Source organism: Streptomyces sp. NPDC002386 (assembly GCF_053593175.1).
On sequence record NZ_JBSFBX010000002.1, the window covers coordinates 351,114 to 367,251 of the forward strand.

Annotated in this window: 12 protein-coding genes and 1 tRNA gene; 5 read left to right on the top strand and 8 right to left on the bottom strand. The window is 72.0% G+C overall.

Features of this window, described 5'->3' with window-relative positions; genetic code table 11:
* Nucleotides 1-15 precede the first annotated feature (15 nt).
* Both ACWCPN_RS05740 and ACWCPN_RS05745 read right to left on the bottom strand, forming a co-directional pair.
* The gene (locus tag ACWCPN_RS05740; protein WP_451202624.1) at nt 16-1,311 is read right to left on the bottom strand and encodes an MFS transporter; all 1,296 of its coding nucleotides are present in this window, start codon (nt 1,309-1,311) and stop codon (nt 16-18) included.
* Nucleotides 1,308-1,958 carry a GntR family transcriptional regulator gene (locus ACWCPN_RS05745; RefSeq protein ID WP_451202625.1) on the bottom strand — a complete coding sequence of 217 codons (651 nt, stop codon included), beginning with the start codon at nt 1,956-1,958 and terminating at the stop codon, nt 1,308-1,310. Before ACWCPN_RS05745 ends, ACWCPN_RS05740 begins: the two co-directional genes overlap by 4 nt.
* A gap of 189 nt (nt 1,959-2,147) precedes the next feature.
* Here ACWCPN_RS05745 and ACWCPN_RS05750 point away from each other — a divergent pair, with 189 nt between their 5' ends.
* Entirely contained in the window at nt 2,148-3,050 is a 903-nt protein-coding gene (locus tag ACWCPN_RS05750) for a D-alanyl-D-alanine carboxypeptidase family protein (RefSeq protein WP_199211262.1), read from the top strand.
* Between the two features lie 83 nt (nt 3,051-3,133).
* Here ACWCPN_RS05750 and ACWCPN_RS05755 read toward each other — a convergent pair whose 3' ends face one another.
* On the bottom strand, nt 3,134-3,886 hold the full coding sequence (locus ACWCPN_RS05755; protein ID WP_451202626.1) for a hypothetical protein: 753 nt from the start codon (nt 3,884-3,886) through the stop codon (nt 3,134-3,136).
* 169 nt (nt 3,887-4,055) lie between these two features.
* Here ACWCPN_RS05755 and ACWCPN_RS05760 point away from each other — a divergent pair.
* Nucleotides 4,056-4,127 (top strand) — tRNA-Pro (locus ACWCPN_RS05760).
* A gap of 2 nt (nt 4,128-4,129) precedes the next feature.
* A complete protein-coding gene (locus ACWCPN_RS05765; protein ID WP_451202627.1) occupies nt 4,130-6,454 on the top strand; it encodes a hypothetical protein in 2,325 nt (774 codons plus the stop codon).
* A gap of 143 nt (nt 6,455-6,597) precedes the next feature.
* Here ACWCPN_RS05765 and ACWCPN_RS05770 read toward each other — a convergent pair whose 3' ends face one another.
* From ACWCPN_RS05770 to pdhA, 3 genes are read right to left on the bottom strand one after another with little or no spacing between them, the layout of a single operon-like run.
* Nucleotides 6,598-8,013: a dihydrolipoamide acetyltransferase family protein gene (locus tag ACWCPN_RS05770; RefSeq protein WP_451202628.1), complete on the bottom strand. Its 1,416-nt coding sequence runs from the start codon at nt 8,011-8,013 to the stop codon at nt 6,598-6,600.
* Nucleotides 8,014-8,024: 11 nt separating this feature from the next.
* Nucleotides 8,025-9,002 (bottom strand): alpha-ketoacid dehydrogenase subunit beta, encoded by a 978-nt coding sequence (locus ACWCPN_RS05775; protein WP_451202629.1) that lies wholly within the window; start codon nt 9,000-9,002, stop codon nt 8,025-8,027.
* A 1-nt stretch (nt 9,003) separates the two neighbouring features.
* The gene (gene pdhA, locus ACWCPN_RS05780) at nt 9,004-10,191 is read right to left on the bottom strand and encodes a pyruvate dehydrogenase (acetyl-transferring) E1 component subunit alpha (protein ID WP_199211260.1); all 1,188 of its coding nucleotides are present in this window, start codon (nt 10,189-10,191) and stop codon (nt 9,004-9,006) included.
* Between the two features lie 503 nt (nt 10,192-10,694).
* On the opposite strand from pdhA, the gene ACWCPN_RS05785 reads away from it, so the two are divergent.
* A complete protein-coding gene (locus ACWCPN_RS05785; RefSeq protein ID WP_199211259.1) occupies nt 10,695-11,738 on the top strand; it encodes a phosphotransferase in 1,044 nt (347 codons plus the stop codon).
* A 96-nt stretch (nt 11,739-11,834) separates the two neighbouring features.
* On the opposite strand, the gene ACWCPN_RS05790 is transcribed toward ACWCPN_RS05785, so the two are convergent.
* Nucleotides 11,835-13,418, bottom strand: coding sequence for a protein kinase domain-containing protein (locus tag ACWCPN_RS05790; RefSeq protein WP_451202632.1), 1,584 nt, complete (start codon nt 13,416-13,418; stop codon nt 11,835-11,837).
* A gap of 343 nt (nt 13,419-13,761) precedes the next feature.
* On the opposite strand from ACWCPN_RS05790, the gene ACWCPN_RS05795 reads away from it, so the two are divergent.
* Nucleotides 13,762-15,369, top strand: a complete 1,608-nt coding sequence (locus tag ACWCPN_RS05795; RefSeq protein WP_451202633.1) for a protein kinase domain-containing protein — start codon at nt 13,762-13,764, stop codon at nt 15,367-15,369.
* Nucleotides 15,370-15,467: 98 nt separating this feature from the next.
* Here the strand turns inward: ACWCPN_RS05795 and ACWCPN_RS05800 are convergent, their stop codons facing one another.
* Entirely contained in the window at nt 15,468-16,007 is a 540-nt protein-coding gene (locus ACWCPN_RS05800; RefSeq protein ID WP_199213592.1) for a bacterial proteasome activator family protein, read from the bottom strand.
* Nucleotides 16,008-16,138: the final 131 nt, after the last annotated feature.

Below are 16,138 nucleotides of genomic sequence, written 5' to 3' on the forward strand. Positions count from 1 at the left end.
CGGCGGGCGCACGCCTCACGCGGGCACGTGGACCGTCTCCACCCGGCTCGCCACCAGGCGCTCGCGCTCGCGCCGGGCGGCCCGGCCGCGCAGGCGGAGGATCTGGCTGACGCCGAGGGCCTGCAGGACGAACACCGCGGAGAAGGCCACCGTGTAGTCGTCGCCGGTCGCGTCCAGCAGCACCCCGACCGCGAACAGCGTCGTCATCGAGGCGACGAAACCACCCATGTTGGTGATGCCGGAGGCGGTGCCCTGTCGCTCGGGCGGGTTGGCCGGGCGGGCGAAGTCGAAGCCGAGCATCGAGGCGGGACCACAGGCGCCGAGCACCACGCACAGCACCGCCAGCAGCCACATCGGCGCATGCTCGGCCGGGTAGGCGAGCGTCACCGCCCACACCAGCGCCGTCGCGGCCACGGTGCCCAGCGCCAGCGGCAGCCGGGCCGCGTGGTGCCGGGCCACGACCTGGCCGTAGACCAGGCCGATCACCATGTTGGACAGCACGACCAGGGTGAGCAGTTCGCCGGCCGTGGCCCGGCTGAGGCCCTGCGCCTGGACCAGGAACGGCAGGCCCCACAGCAACAGGAAGACCATCGCCGGGAACTGGGTGGTGAAGTGCACCCACATGCCCAGCCGGGTGCCGGGCTCCCGCCAGGCCGCCGCGATCTGCCGCCGGACGTAGACCGCGCCCTGATGCGCGGACGGCGCCGGCTCGTGCCCCTCGGGGTGGTCCTTCAGGAAGAGCAGCGTCAGGACGAGTACGACCGCGCCGGCCAGCGCGCTGCCGGCGAACGCGGCGGTCCAGCCGACGCCGTGCAGCAGCCGGGCGATGACCAGGGTGGAGACCAGGTTGCCCGCCATGCCCACCAGGCCCGCGAGCTGAGCGACCAGCGGTCCGCGCCGGACGGGGAACCAGCGGGTGCCCAGGCGCAGCACGCTGATGAAGGTCAGCGCGTCACCGCACCCGAGCAGCGCGCGCGAGGCGAGCGCCATGCCGTAGGAGGGCGAGAAGGCGAAGCCGAGCTGGCCCAGCGTGAACAGCACCGCGCCGAGGCTCAGCACCTTCTTGGTGCCGAGCCGGTCGACCAGCAGGCCGACGGGTATCTGCATACCGGCGTAGACCAGGAGCTGGAGGATCGAGAAGGTCGAGAGCGCCGAGGCGCCCACGTGGAAGCGTTCGACCGCGTCGAGGCCGGCCACGCCCAGGGAGGTGCGGAAGATGACGGCGACGAAGTAGACCGAGACGCCGATCGACCACATCGCGACGGCACGACGGCCGCCCGGGGGGTCACCCGGCAGGGTGGTGCCGCTCATCGCACCTCACCCCGCGCGAGGTGCGAGAACCAGCTCACGTGCCGGTGCACGACCTCCACGGCCGCCTCCGCGTCACCGGCGCCCAGCGCCCGGAGGATCTCCTCGTGTTCGGCGAGCGTCTTGGCGATCCGGTCCGGGTGCGAGTGCATGACGGCGACCCCCATCCGCAACTGGCGGTCGCGGAGCTGGTCGTACAGCCGCGAGAGGATCTCGTTGCCGCCGCTGCGCACGATCTCGGCGTGGAAGCAGCGGTCGGTCATCGCGGCGGCGGCGAAGTCGCCCGCGGCGGCCTGCGCCTTCTGCTTCTCCAGCAGCTCGGCGAGCCGTTCCAGCAGTCGCGGCGGAGCGGGTACGGCCTTGCGCGCCGCGTGCTCCTCCACCAGCAGCCGGGTCTCGACGACGTCGGCGATCTCCTGTGCCGACACCGGCAGGACCAGCGCGCCCTTCTTCGGGTAGAGCCTGATCAGGCCCTCCATCTCCAGCCGCAGCAGCGCCTCCCGGACGGGTGTCCGCGAGACGCCCACGGCATCGGCCAGCTCGCCCTCGGTGAGCAGCGTCCCGCCCTCGTAACGGCGGTCGAGTACGCCCTGTTTGACGTGGGTGTAGACGCGGTCGGCGGCGGGTGGTTGCTTCACGGGCGTTGCCATGCCCACAGGATAGATACAACACGTACGCAAGAGGGTTCGCGTCCATCATGCGGACCTGACGGAAATCACCTCCAGCGGCCGCACAACCTTCTGTGCTATTTACGTGTCACACTCGTGCGGCCCCACTTGGCTCGCCATCTCAACTCGGCCGCATACCAGGGGCATTCCAGACAATCGGGGTATATCGCTTTGATTACCGGCATTAAGGGCACCCGCGTCCGCAGAGCCGCCGCCGTCGCCGTCACGGCTGGTGCGGTGCTCGCCACCGGCGCCCTCACCGCTGCGCCCGCGCAGGCCCTCACGGCGCCCACGATCACCGCCAAGAGCGGGTACGTGATGAACAGCGCGACCGGCACGGCCCTTTTCAAGAAGTCCGAGAACACCCACCGGCTCACCGCCTCCACCACGAAGATCATGACCGCGAAGGTCGTGCTCTCGCAGTCGAACCTGAACCTGGACACCAAGGTCACGATCAAGAAGGCGATCAGTGACTACATGGTCCGCAAGGGCTACCCCTCGTCGGCCCACCTGATCGTCGGTGACAAGGTCACCGTCCGTCAGCTGCTGTACGGGATGATGCTTCCGTCCGGCTGCGACGCCGCGATGGCCCTCGCCGACAAGTTCGGCTCCGGTACGACGGTCAGCGCGCGTGTGAAGTCGTTCATCTCGAAGATGAACACGACGGCCAAGAACCTCGGCATGACGAACACGCACTTCGACTCGTTCGACGGCATCAGCAACGGGTCCAACTACTCGTCGGTGAAGGACCTGACGGTCCTCGCCCGCAGTGCGATGAAGAGCTCCACGTTCAAGTCCGTCGTGAAGACCAAGTCGTACACGGCGAAGACGATCGCCAGCTCCGGCGCCACGCGCACGATGGGGACCTGGACCAACACCAACACCCTGCTCGGCTGGAACGGTGTGCTCGGCGTCAAGACCGGCTCCGGCACGGAGGCCAAGTACTGCCTCGTCTTCGCGGCCACGCTGAACGGCAAGTCGATCACGGGCGCCGTGATGACCGCGCCCTCGGCGACCGACCGCACGTCGGATGTCAAGAAGCTCGTCAACTACGCCTACGCCAGGATCAGCTGACCCTCGCGGAGCGGGAAGGGGCTCGTCGCGCACAGCCGCGGCGGGCCCCTTTCGCATGTCGGCCGGCCCCGGGAAGGGCGTCCCTAGGTGAGCTGGTCGTAGGTCCGGAAGGTGTACGAGGCATCGTAGGACAACAGGTTGCCGGTGGCCGCCGGCAGGCCGAGGCGTCTGCCGAGGAGCCCGGTCAGCGGTCCGCAGTGTTCGGGCGCGGGGGCCGTGAAGGTGTCGTCGTACGCCGAGAACTCGATCACCGGCGGATCCTGGGAGACCCACTTCGAGGGCCCCGAGCGCTTCGCCCGGAAGTCGACCGGCTCGCTCGCGCCGATGACGCAACCGCGCGGCAGCGCGGGGCTCAGCAGCCGGAAGCGCAGGCTGAGCGCTCCGGTGTAGAAGTCCGACCGTCCGCCGTACTCCGGCCGTATCGCCAGGCCCCGACCGGGGGCGTGCTCGCCCGCCGGAGTGCCGGTGAGACCGCCCGGCACGGCGGTCGGCGCGCTGTGCAACGCGCCCCACACCTGCCCGTTGGTGCCGTCCGGCATGGGTCCCTCGGCGTGCGTCATGGTCATCGGGGCGAGCGTCAGCGTGACCTCGCCCATGGTCAGCTTCGGTGCGGCCGTGTGCACCTCGCATCTCCAGCGTGCCGGGTCCACGCCCTCGGGAAGCGCCGGACAGTCGCCGAACCCGGCGACGGACCGGGTGCCGGCGGCGGGCGCGGCGTGGGCGGCACCGGATGCCCAGACACCCGCCGCACCCGCCAGGAGAGCGGCGGCGGCGACGGGAGCGGCGAGGCGGCGGAGGAGAGAGGGACCGCGGCGAGCGGCGGTGGTTTCCGACATGTCATCAGCGTGCCGTCCGCGCCCCGCCGGCCACATCGGTGACTTCCCCGCCTCGACCCCGAGGCGCCCCTGACGCACCATCAGGGTTGTTGCCAGGAACCGGGATGGCGTGGCCCGGCACCGAAAATCCTTTGTGGGGGCGCGGCGGCGCCTCCTACTGTCGGCCCATCGACGTGTAGCTCAGCAGCAGAGCACCGGGCTCGGGACCCGGAGGGCGCGGGGGCGGGACCCGCCACGTCGGCTATGAACGACGACGCTGAGCAGCAGCATCTTGCCCAGGCGAACCCCGGATACGCGGCCGGTCAGCTGGCCGCCGCCTTCCGCACGGCCGCCGGCCACCCGGACCCGGAGACCCGTCGACGCGGCGCGGAACGCGGCCGCAGGTGGCGCGCCGTGCTGGACGGCATGGCGAACGGCCTGCTGACGATCGGTTCCCGCACGCCCGTCGCCGGCCTGCCCGCCTGGGTCACGCCCGAGGTGGTCCGGGGCGGCTTCGCCACCGGCGAACCGAGCGCGGGCGGCCCGCTGCTCGACCACGAGATCGCCACCGCGCGTCGCGCCGGTGTGCCCGCGACCCGGCGGGCGCTGTTCGCGCACTTCCTGTCCGAGGAGGGGCTCGCGCATCTCCACGGCCTTCTCGACAGCGGCCGTTACGAGGTGACCGTTCCCGAGGAGGCCGCGCTGCTCACCGTCGCCTGGCTGGTCCGGGCCGGGGAGCCGGCGGCCGCGCTCGACCTGGTGGAGGAGCTCGCGCCGTTCGCGGACCGGCTCCGTTTCGGTCCCCGGCCGTCGGGCCGGCCCGTGGCCCGGGCCGACTTCGTGCACCGGTCGACCGTCGCCGACGCCCGCGCGGCACTCGCCGCCCGCCGTCCCAGCACGGCCGTCGAGACGCAGCGAGAGGCCCTGGCCGTCTGGCACCCCTTCGGCGACGAGCTGCTGCTGCACTGGCTGGAGGTGACCGACGAGCGGGGACACATACGCGTCCCCGGCCCCGCCGACCCGTGGCACGCCCGCTCCACCGCGCTGCTGAGCCGCTACCGCGAGCTCGCCCGGCGCCACACGTACTGCACCAGGCATCTGAGGCCCAAGGAGAACCTGGGCATCCTGCGCGGGGCGCTGGAGGAGACCGTCGCCGCACGGGAGCTCACACCGCGGCGGCTCGGGCTGCTGCGGCACGCCGTCGCCTCCATGGTCCGGCGGCGCGGGCGTCCCGGCAGCGCCGGGCACACCGCCCTGCGCCTGCGGCAGGCCGCCCACGCCGCGCTGCCCTCCCACCACGCGCTGGCAGGCGTCGTACTGGGCCGCCTGTCGGGCCTGCCGCAGGACGGCGGGGTCGAGGAGGTGGAGGCCGTCGTCGCCCCGGTGAGCGAGCGGGAGGCGGGCGGGACGGGTGTGCCCGCGGGCGCGGTCGTCCCGGCCGCCGTGCGCCGGCCCGTGACGGCCGCGCTCAGCGCGCCCGTCGCCACGCTCGTGGAGCGCGGCGTCGTTCCCTCGGCGGAGGTCCTGGCCGAGCTGGTCCCCCAGCTCGTCGCCGCCACCACCGCCGAGGCCCACCACGATCCGGCCCTGCGGTCGCTCGCCGCGGCCCACTACCGCGCGTTCCGCAACCGCCGCTCCCTGCTGCTGTTCGACCTCCAGCGGCAGGTGCGGGTGGAGGAACTGCCGTGGGTGCGGGCCGTCGCCGCCCAGCGGGCCGGCTCCGGGGCCGACGAAGCCGCGGCCGGGGCGCTGCGGCAGCTCGGCGGCCTCGCGGTGCGCGCCTTCCCGGGCACGATCCTGCCCAACCCGCTGGTCCGCGAGCTGTCCGTGCTGGCCCGCCAGGCCGAACTGGGCGCGCCCTTCGTGGAAGAACTCGCGGCCGACATCTTCATGGGCACGTTCACCCCGAAGTTCCTCACCGCCGCGCGCGTCGCGGCCGAACTCCTCGGCGGCGGCTCGCTGTACGAGCGGTACTACGCCATCGACTACGCGGCGGTGCGCAACCTCGCCGTCATCGAGGCGGCCGAGTCCGTCCTCCGGTCCGGGGGTGCCCGTACGTCTCCCGGCTTCGCGGCGCTCTGCGGGGAGCGTGCGGCCGAGTTCGCACCGGGCTCGGGGCGGTCCGGCTCCTGGGTCGCGGGGAACGGCACGGTGATCGAGCAGGCGCAGATCCTCACCACCCACAACCTGGCGACCCTGGTCCACCGGGTCGGCATCGATCCGGGCGCCGGCTGGGACGACGTGGCCCTGCGCTGCTTCGACACGGTGTGCCGGCTGACCGGGCGCGTCCACCACAACCCGCGGCCGCTCGGCACCATCAAGGACGTCGCCTACGCCTGGCGGCAGATGGTGTTCCACCTGTCCCTGTGCCCGCCGGACCGGCAGAGGGACACCCTGGACCGCGTCGGCGAGGTCTGCGCGCGGCAGCCCTGGCACATCGCGGGCCGGCTCGCCCCCGCCCTCACCGGACTGCGCCAGGTCATGTCCGGCGAGCGGGTGGACCGTGGCACCGGCCGCCGGCTGCTGGGCTGGAGCACGGGACACCACTGGTTGCGTGAGGACCCGGCACCCGATCCGCGCCCGCGCTAGGGGGCGTCTCCCCCAGGACCCGCCGACGGCACCGGCTCCGTACCGGGTGCGGCCGGAGCGGGCCCGAACGGGAGAGGGGGCGGTCGCGAGACGAAGTCGCGACCACCCCCCTCAGCGCCCGGGAGCCACCCGGGCGACGGGCGTCAGGCCCAGGTCATCAGCCGCTTCGGCTGCTCCAGGACCGCCGCCACGTCGGCCAGCACCTTGGAACCCAGCTCGCCGTCGACCAGGCGGTGGTCGAAGCTCAGCGCGAGCGTCGTCACCTGGCGCGGCTTCACCTTGCCCTTGTGGACCCACGGCTGGAGCTTGATCGCACCGACCGCGAGGATCGCGGACTCGCCGGGGTTGAGGATCGGCGTGCCGGTGTCGACGCCGAAGACGCCGACGTTGGTGATGGTGACCGTGCCGCCCTGCATCGCGGCCGGCGAGGTCTTGCCCTCGCGCGCCGTGGACACCAGCTCGCCCAGCGACGCCGCGAGCTGCGGCAGCGTCTTGGCGTCGGCGTCCTTGATGTTCGGCACGATCAGACCGCGCGGGGTGGCGGCCGCGATGCCCAGGTTGACGTAGTGCTTGAGCACGATCTCCTGGTTCGCCTCGTCCCAGGACGCGTTGACGTCCGGGTTGCGGCGGATGGCGACCAGCAGCGCCTTGGCGATCAGCAGCAGCGGGTTGACCCGCAGGCCCTGGAACTCCTTGTCCTGCTTGAGTTCCTCGACCAGCTTCATCGTGCGCGTCACGTCCACGGTCACGAACTCCGTGACGTGGGGTGCGGTGAAGGCGGAGCCGACCATCGCCGTCGCCGTCGCCTTGCGGACGCCCTTGACCGGGATCCGGGTCTCGCGTGCGCCGTCGTGGGTCACGGCGGCGGGCGCGGCGGCCGGAGCCGGGGCGACGGGCGCCGGGGTGACCGGCGCGGCGGTCTCGGCGGCCCGCGGCGCGGCGGCCGCGTGCACGTCCTCGCGGGTGATCACGCCGTCCGGGCCGGACGGGGTGACCGTGGCGAGGTCGACACCGAGGTCCTTCGCCAGCTTGCGCACCGGCGGCTTGGCCAGCGGGCGGTCCCGGTCGGGGGCCGCCGGGGCGCTGTGGCCGTTCAGCTCGGCCTGGACCGCCTGGGCGGCGGCCGGGACGCTGACCTCCGGGCCCTTGCGCGGACGGCGCTTGGTGGAGGTGGTGGCCACGCCGTAGCCGACCAGGACCGGCTGGCGGCCCGTCGGTTCGGGCTCCGGCGCCTCGGGGGCCTCCGGAGCGGCGGCGGCCGTCTCGGGCTGCCCGGCGGGGGCCTCCGGAGCCGCGCCGCCCGACACGTCCACCGCGATGATGGCCGTGCCCACGTCGACCGTGGTGCCCTCGGGGAAGCGCAGCTCACGGACCACGCCGTCATAGGGGATGGGGAGTTCGACGGCCGCCTTGGCGGTCTCGACCTCGCACACCACCTGGCCGTCGGTGACCGTGTCACCCGGCTGGACGTACCACTTGAGGATCTCGGCCTCGGTGAGTCCCTCGCCCACGTCGGGCATCTTGAACTCGCGTACGGATGCTTCCGTCATCGTCGTCACGAACCCTCTCCTCAGTACGCCAGGGCACGGTCGACGGCGTCGAGCACCCGGTCCAGACCCGGCAGGTACTCCTCCTCCAGGCGGGCCGGCGGGTACGGGGCGTGGTAGCCGCCGACCCGGAGCACCGGGGCCTCCAGGTGGTAGAAGCACCGCTCGGTGATCCGGGCGGCGATCTCCGCGCCGGAGCCGAAGAACACCGGCGCCTCGTGGACCACGACCAGGCGGCGGGTCTTCTCCACCGAGGCCTGGACGGAGTCGAAGTCCAGGGGGCTGACCGAGCGCAGGTCCAGCACCTCCAGGGACTTGCCCTCCTCGGCGGCCGCGGCCGCGACCTCCTGGCACAGCTTCACCATCGGGCCGTAGGCGGCCAGGGTCAGGTCCGTGCCCTCCCGCACCACCTGCGCCTTGTGCAGCGGGCCGGGGATGGCCTCCGGGTCCACCTCGCCCTTGTCCCAGTAGCGGCGCTTGGGCTCGAAGTAGATGACCGGGTCGTCGCTCTGGATGGCCTGCTGCATCATCCAGTAGGCGTCCGACGGGTTCGACGGGGAGACGACCTTCAGGCCGGCCACGTGCGCGAACAGGGCCTCGGGGGACTCCGAGTGGTGCTCGACCGCGCCGATGCCACCGCCGTAGGGGATGCGGATGACGACGGGCATCTTGACCTTGCCCAGCGACCGGGCGTGCATCTTCGCGAGCTGGGTGACGATCTGGTCGTAGGCCGGGAAGACGAAGCCGTCGAACTGGATCTCCACCACCGGGCGGTAGCCGCGCAGGGCGAGACCGATCGCGGTGCCGACGATGCCCGACTCGGCGAGCGGGGTGTCGATGACCCGGCTCTCGCCGAAGTCCTTCTGCAGCCCGTCCGTCACCCGGAAGACGCCGCCGAGCTTGCCGACGTCCTCACCCATGACGACGACCTTGGGGTCCGTCTCCAGAGCGCGCCGCAGCGACTCGTTGATCGCCTTGGCAAGAGCCATCTTCTCGGCCATCTCAGTGACCCCCCTCTGCGTCCGCGAACGACGCCTGGTAGGCGGCGAACTGGGCTCGCTCCTCGTCGACGAGCGCGTGCCCGTCCGCGTACACGTTCTCGAAGATGGCGAAGTGGTCCGGGTCCGGCATGGCACGGACCGCTTCGCGCACTCGCCTGCCCAACGCCTCGGACTCGGCCTCGAGTTCCGCGAAGAATCCCTCGTCCGCGTGGTTTGACTCCTCCAGGAACCGGCGCAGGCGCAGGATCGGGTCCTTCGCCTCCCAGGCCAGCCGCTCCTCGTCGCCCCGGTACCGGCTGGGGTCGTCGGAGGTGGTGTGGGCGCCCATGCGGTACGTGTACGCCTCGACCAGGGTGGGGCCCTCGCCGTCACGGGCGCGCTCCAGCGCCCACTTGGTGACCGCGAGGCAGGCCAGCACGTCGTTGCCGTCCACGCGCACACCCGGGAAGCCGAAGCCCTGGGCGCGCTGGTAGAGCGGGACGCGGCTCTGCTTCTCGGTGGGCTCGGAGATCGCCCACTGGTTGTTCTGGCAGAAGAACACCACCGGCGCGTTGTAGACCGCGGAGAAGGTGAACGATTCGGCCACGTCGCCCTGGCTGGAGGCGCCGTCGCCGAAGTAGGCGATGACGGCCGAGTCGGCGCCGTCCTTGGCCACGCCCATCGCGTATCCCGTGGCGTGCAGCGTCTGGGAGCCGATGACGATCGTGTACAGGTGGAAGTTGTTGCCGTTCGGGTCCCAGCCGCCGTTGTTCACGCCGCGGAACATCCCGAGCAGGTTGGTGGGGTCGACCCCGCGGCACCAGGCCACGCCGTGCTCGCGGTAGGTCGGGAACACGTAGTCGTCGTCGCGCAGGGCGCGGCCGGAGCCGATCTGCGCGGCCTCCTGGCCGAGCAGCGAGGCCCACAGGCCCAGCTCGCCCTGGCGCTGCAGCGCAGTGGCCTCGGCGTCGAAGCGTCGGGTGAGCACCATGTCGCGGTACAGGCCACGCAGCTCGTCGGGGGTGATCCCGTCGACGTAGCGGTCGTACTCGGCGTTCTTGACCCGCTTGCCCTCGGGCGTCAGGAGCTGCACCAGCTCCGGGTCGGTGCTCTTCTGGGTGGTGCGGGTGGTGCGCTTGGTGCCGGTGGTGCCGGCCTTGCCTGCGGCGCTGCGTCGCGGCTTGCGCGCGGCACTGCTGTCCACGGTCACGTGTGCTCCTCCGTCGTTCCGGCCCCCGGGGTTGCCGGTAGGCCAGTGCGGCTCACCTGTTCTCGACCACCGGGCACGGGGTGGGTGCCACTCGGCCGGGAACAGGCGTGACAGGTGCCCCGGCGAGCGCCCTGCGACTTTTACGTTACCCAGTGCTCCACATATCTGTGAAACCCCTCCTGACCTGCGTTTTTGCTTGGATTTCCAAGTAAATCCGCAGGAGGCGGAAGGTCGCTGGTCACAGCCTTGCAGGAGGCCGGAGCAACGGCACGTTATCCCGGCGACCCCGGACACGGGAAGAGTCGACTTGTGACTCGCACCTCGCGGGCGAAACATGAGAATTCCGGATATGACCGATGAGCGGTCTCATCATTCGAGACGTGGAACTGGACATCCCACGACGCGGTTCACCCGTGTGCACCCTGTGACCAAATGCGACCGCCGATGACTGGCTGTGACAAGCCGCAGCTCACAGGGTCTTTCCTTGCCCTAACATCTGGCGCGTGCCGCGCTCATGTGTACCACCCCCTGTACCGCACGCGCCCCCTCTGGGCGCCCTGCTGCGCCTGTACGCGGCCGGTACCGCACTTGCCTGCGAACCCGTGGACCAGGGTCTGCTGAATCGCGGCTACCGGGTGCGCACCACCCGCGGCCGCTACTTCCTCAAGCACCATTTCGATCCGGACACGGCCGACCCGGCCGCCATCGAGCGCCGCCACCGCGCCACCCAGCGCCTGGCCGACCTCGGCGTCCCCGTGGCCCAGCCGCTGGCGCACCGCGAGGGCCGCACGGTCGCCGTCGTGGGCGGCCACGCCTACGCCCTGCACCCCTGGATCGACGGGCGGCACCGCCACGGCGGCCAGCTCACCCGCTCCGAGAGCGCGCGCCTGGGGGCGCTCCTGGGCGCCGTGCACGCCTGCCTGGAGCGGGTGATGCCGCCCAAGGCCCGCACCCGCCCGGCGACGGGCCCGCATCCGGTCGAGAGCGCCGACCCGGCCGACACCTTCGCCCTGATCGACGAGTTGCTCGGCCACGTACGCCGCCACCGCCCCGCCGACGCGTTCGACGAGCTCGCCCGCCACCGGCTCCTGGAGCGCCGCGCCCTGCTCGAGCAGCACGCCGGTCGGCGGCCGCCGCGCGGCGGCCCGGTCGGCTGGGTGCACGGCGACTTCCACCCCTTCAATCTGCTCTACAAGGACGACGGCCCGGCCGCCATCGTGGACTGGGACCGGCTGGGCGTGCAGCCCCGTGCGGAGGAGGCCGTACGCGCCGCGGCGATCTTCTTCGTACGGCCCGCGGGCGCGCTCGACCTGCCCAAGGTGCGGGCGTACGCGCGCGCGTACCGGCGCGCTGCCCGCGCCACGCCGTCCGAGCTGGCGGCGGCCGTGCACCGGGTGTGGTGGGAGCGGCTGAACGACTTCTGGATGCTGCGCTGGCACTACGAGCGGGGTGACACCCGCGCGGACTGCCAGTTCCCGGCCGCCTCGGCGCTCGCGGTGTGGTGGACGCGCGAGTACGAGGCGGTGTGCGACGCGTTCGCGGGGTGAGGGCGCCGGGGCGTCCGGAGATGCGCGCGCAACGCCACGCGCGCGGGTGAGCCGTGGCCCGCCCGCGCGCGTGGGAGTCGTGTCAGCCGGGGTGTCTCAGGGGGACACCGGGGCGGACGGGGTGACGCCCCCGTCCGAGCCCTCCGTGGCACCGCCGTCGGTGCCGTCCGTGGTCCCCGCGTCGGTGCCGCCGTCCGTCGGGTCCGACGGCAGCGTGTCCGAGGGCTCCGGGTCCGACGGCTCGTCGCTCGGGTCGTCGGTGACCGACTGGGACGGCGTGTACGAGGGGGTGTACGACGGAGTCCCCCAGTTCGAACCGCTGCCGTTGTCCGTCCCGTTGTCGGTGGACGGGTCCGAGGGCCGGTCGGTGTTGTCGTCGGAGGGCGACTCGGAGGCCGTCTCGTCCTTCGTGGCCTTGGAGTGGGTCGGCGTCGGCTTGGTCCCGCCGCCGCCACCGTCGTTGTTGTGGTTGAGCGCCAGCGCGACACCGGCCGCGATCGCGATCACGGCGAGCACGGCGAGGATCCACAGCTTGCCGCGGCCGCTGCCCCGGTTGCCGTGCCCCTCGAAGCCGCCGTCGTCGCCGCCCCCGTACCCGCCGGGCAGGATCGGCTGCGGGATCTGCGTGGTGCCGGCGCCGAAGTCGCCGGGGTGCTGCATCACGGCCGTCCCCGCGAAGCCGGCCGCGGCGGCGTGCCGGCCGTCGTGCGCGGCCACCGGACCGGTGTTCCAGGTACCGGTGTGGCCGCCCTGCTCGTACAGCATCTGCAGGCCGTACTGGATCAGGCCGCGCATCTCCTCGGCGGTCTGGAACCGGTCGTCGGGCTCCTTGGCGAGCGAGCGCATGACCAGGCCGTCCAGCTCCGGCGGGCAGGCGTCGGAGGCCTCCGAGGGCGGGGTGGGGATGTCCTGGACGTGCTGGTAGACCACCGACAGCGGGGTCTCGCCGGTGAACGGGGGCCGCAGGGAGAGGAGTTCGTACAGCAGGCAGCCGGTCGCGTACAGGTCGGAGCGGTGGTCGACGGCCTTGCCGAGCGCCTGCTCGGGGGAGAGGTACTGCGGGGTGCCCATCACCATGCCGGTCTGCGTCATCGTCGTCGACGCCCCGTGCAGCGCGCGGGCGATGCCGAAGTCCATCACCTTCACGGCGCCGTTGTTGGTGATGATGACGTTGGCCGGCTTGATGTCGCGGTGCACGATGCCGTGCTGGTGCGAGTAGGCGAGCGCCTCCAGCACCCCGGACACGATGATCAGCGCCTGCTCCGGGCCGGGCGCCTCGGCGTTGAGCAGCAGGTCGCGGATGGTGCGGCCCTCGACCAGCTCCATCACGATGTACGGCACGGACTGGCCGCCCACGAAGTCCTCGCCGGAGTCGTACACGGCGACGATCGCGTGGTGGTTGAGACCGGCGACGGACTGGGCCTCGCGCGTGAAGCGGGCCTTGGAGACCGGGTCCTCGGCCAGATCGGCGCGGAGCAGCTTGACCGCGACCGTGCGGCCCAGACGGACGTCCTCGGCCGCGAACACCTCGGCCATCCCGCCTCGGCCCAGCCGATGGGTCAGCCGGTACCGGCCGTCGCCGACGAGCCCGCCGTTGCCCCACATCTCGGGCGTCTCTGACATGCCGCCGCCAGTCGCCTCGGGGTCGGACGGGCCCTGGGCGCTGTGCGTCTGTGCCATCGGTCCTCGCCGTCGTTTCTGCCCGCGGTGCGCGCGGTGTTGTTACGGTCTCCGTCGGCCACGCTACAGCCTCCGCGTCCGCCTCCGGTCCGGAACCGGAACCGGAACCGGCCCGAGACGGACCGGTCATGAAACCCCTAGCACGCGCTCTCGTGCAAATTCTGTGCACCGCTCGTACGTCCGCTGTAACGCTTACGCGACTCTTCTTTCGCGTACGGTCACGGAACGGGCACCGAGCTTGACGTGTCAGTGCCCTCGGGCAGACTTGGCCGGGAATGACACATTCGATCAAGGCATGTTCGCCCAGCGACGGCGCCGGACGGCCAGTGGGGGACGCGGAGAGATGAGCCAGGACGGCGCACAGGAGCGGTACGCGGGGCGGACGCTGGCCGGCGGCCGGTACCAGCTGCGCGACCTGCTCGGTCAGGGCGGCATGGCCTCGGTCCACCTGGCCTACGACACCGTGCTCGACCGCCAGGTGGCCATCAAGACCCTGCACTCCGAGCTGGGCCGGGAACAGGCCTTCCGCGAGCGGTTCCGGCGCGAGGCCCAGTCCGTGGCCAAGCTCACGCACACCAACATCGTCTCCGTCTTCGACACCGGCGAGGACGCGCTGGACGGCACGACCATGCCGTACATCGTCATGGAGTACGTGGAGGGGCGCCCGCTGGGCTCGGTCCTCGACGAGGACGTCCGGCAGTCCGGCGCGATGCCCGCCGACAAGGCGCTGAAGATCACCGCGGACGTGCTGGCGGCGCTGGAGATCAGCCACGAGATGGGCCTGGTCCACCGCGACATCAAGCCGGGCAACGTGATGATGACCAAGCGCGGCGTGGTCAAGGTCATGGACTTCGGCATCGCGCGCGCCATGCAGTCCGGCGTCACCTCGATGACCCAGACCGGCATGGTCGTCGGCACGCCGCAGTACCTCTCGCCCGAGCAGGCCCTCGGCCGGGGCGTGGACGCCCGCTCCGACCTGTACTCGGTCGGCATCATGCTGTTCCAGCTCGTGACCGGGCGGCTGCCGTTCGACGCGGACTCCCCGCTGGCGATCGCCTACGCGCACGTGCAGGAGGTGCCGGTCGCGGCCTCCTCGATCAACCGTGCGCTGCCGCCCGCGGTGGACGCGCTGATCGCCCGGGCGCTGAAGAAGAACCCGAACGAGCGCTTCCCGACCGCCGAGTCCATGCGCGACGAGTGCCTCCGTGTCGCCTCCTCCCTGCAGGCGGCCCCGCCCAGCATCGTGCCGGGCGCCGGGCCGACGCAGAGCGGCGCGGGCGTGGGCGCCACGGTGTTCCCGCCCATCGACCAGGCGGCCCCCGCGCCGACCGGCCCGGTGCAGACGCCGTACCAGCCGAACCCGTACGGCACCCCGGCGCCCACCCCGGCGTACGGCTATCCCCAGCAGGGCGGCTACCAGGCGCCCGCGGCCTACGGGCAGCAGTCCCCCTCGACCCCGCCGCCGTACAACATCACGCCCCAGACGGCCGTGCAGTCCTCGGGCGGGGGCGGCGGCAAGAGCAACAAGCCGGTGATCATCGGCTCGATCGTGGTGTCCCTCGTCGCGGTCGTCGGCCTGATCGTCGCGCTGACCCTGAACAGCGGCGGCACGGACGACAAGGGCGGCAACGACCCCAGCCCCTCGGCGTCGACCCATGCGGCGGGCTACCGGGGACCGGACACGTCCAAGACGGTCAAGGAGACCGACTGCACGGAGCCGGAGGAGTCGTACAACGACCCGAAGAAGATCGAGCTCCCGGACTTCCGGTTCAAGTACATCAAGTCCGTCAAGGAGTGCGCGGCGGCCGCGGGCTGGCGCGTCAAGACCAAGGACGTCGACGAGAACACCTTCGGCCAGGGCGCGATCATCGACCAGTTCCCGCAGGCCGGCACGGACGTCGACCCGAAGAACGTCGAGATCCAGCTCAACGTCTCGACGGGCAACCCCTGACAGCATCCGGCCGCGCCCGCGGCCGTGAACGAGGGGCCCGGCGGATCACCGCCGGGCCCCTTTGTCTTCCCGGGCGCCCAGGACCGCCCGGCCGGGACTTACAGGTACGGGCCGCCCGAACGGCCGCCCGCGCGCGGGTCGTCACCGCCCTCGTGGCCGCCCACGCCCGGCGGCAGCGCCCGGCGCATCTGCTCCAGCTGGGCGCGCGCGGCCATCTGCTGGGCGAACAGCGTCGTCTGGATGCCGTGGAACAGGCCCTCCAGCCAGCCCACCAACTGGGCCTGCGCGATCCGCAGTTCCGCGTCGCTCGGGGTGGTGTCGTCGGTGAACGGCAGCGACAGCCGTTCCAGCTCCTCGACCAGCTCCGGCGCCAGACCGTCCTCCAGCTCCTTCACCGAGCTGCGGTGGATGTCCTTGAGCCGGGCCCGGCTGGCCTCGTCGAGGGGAGCGACCCTGACCTCTTCGAGCAGCTGCTTGATCATGCTGCCGATCCGCATCACCTTGGCCGGCTGTTCGACCTGGTCCGTCACCGGCGTCTCACGGGAGTCCTCGTCCCCGCCGCCGATCGCCATGCCGTCCTGGCCCACGACCAGGATCTGGGGATTCTCCGGCGACCGTTCGTTCCTCGGCATCTCCATGCCGCCATTGTCTCGCACGCCCCCACCTCATCACCGTGCCGCCCCCTCATGGGGCGGATCCGTCCTTTAGCTCCGACGGAGCAATCCGGAATGCCCGGTGTATCCCTTGATGTGAGGCTGGCTTGCGTCGA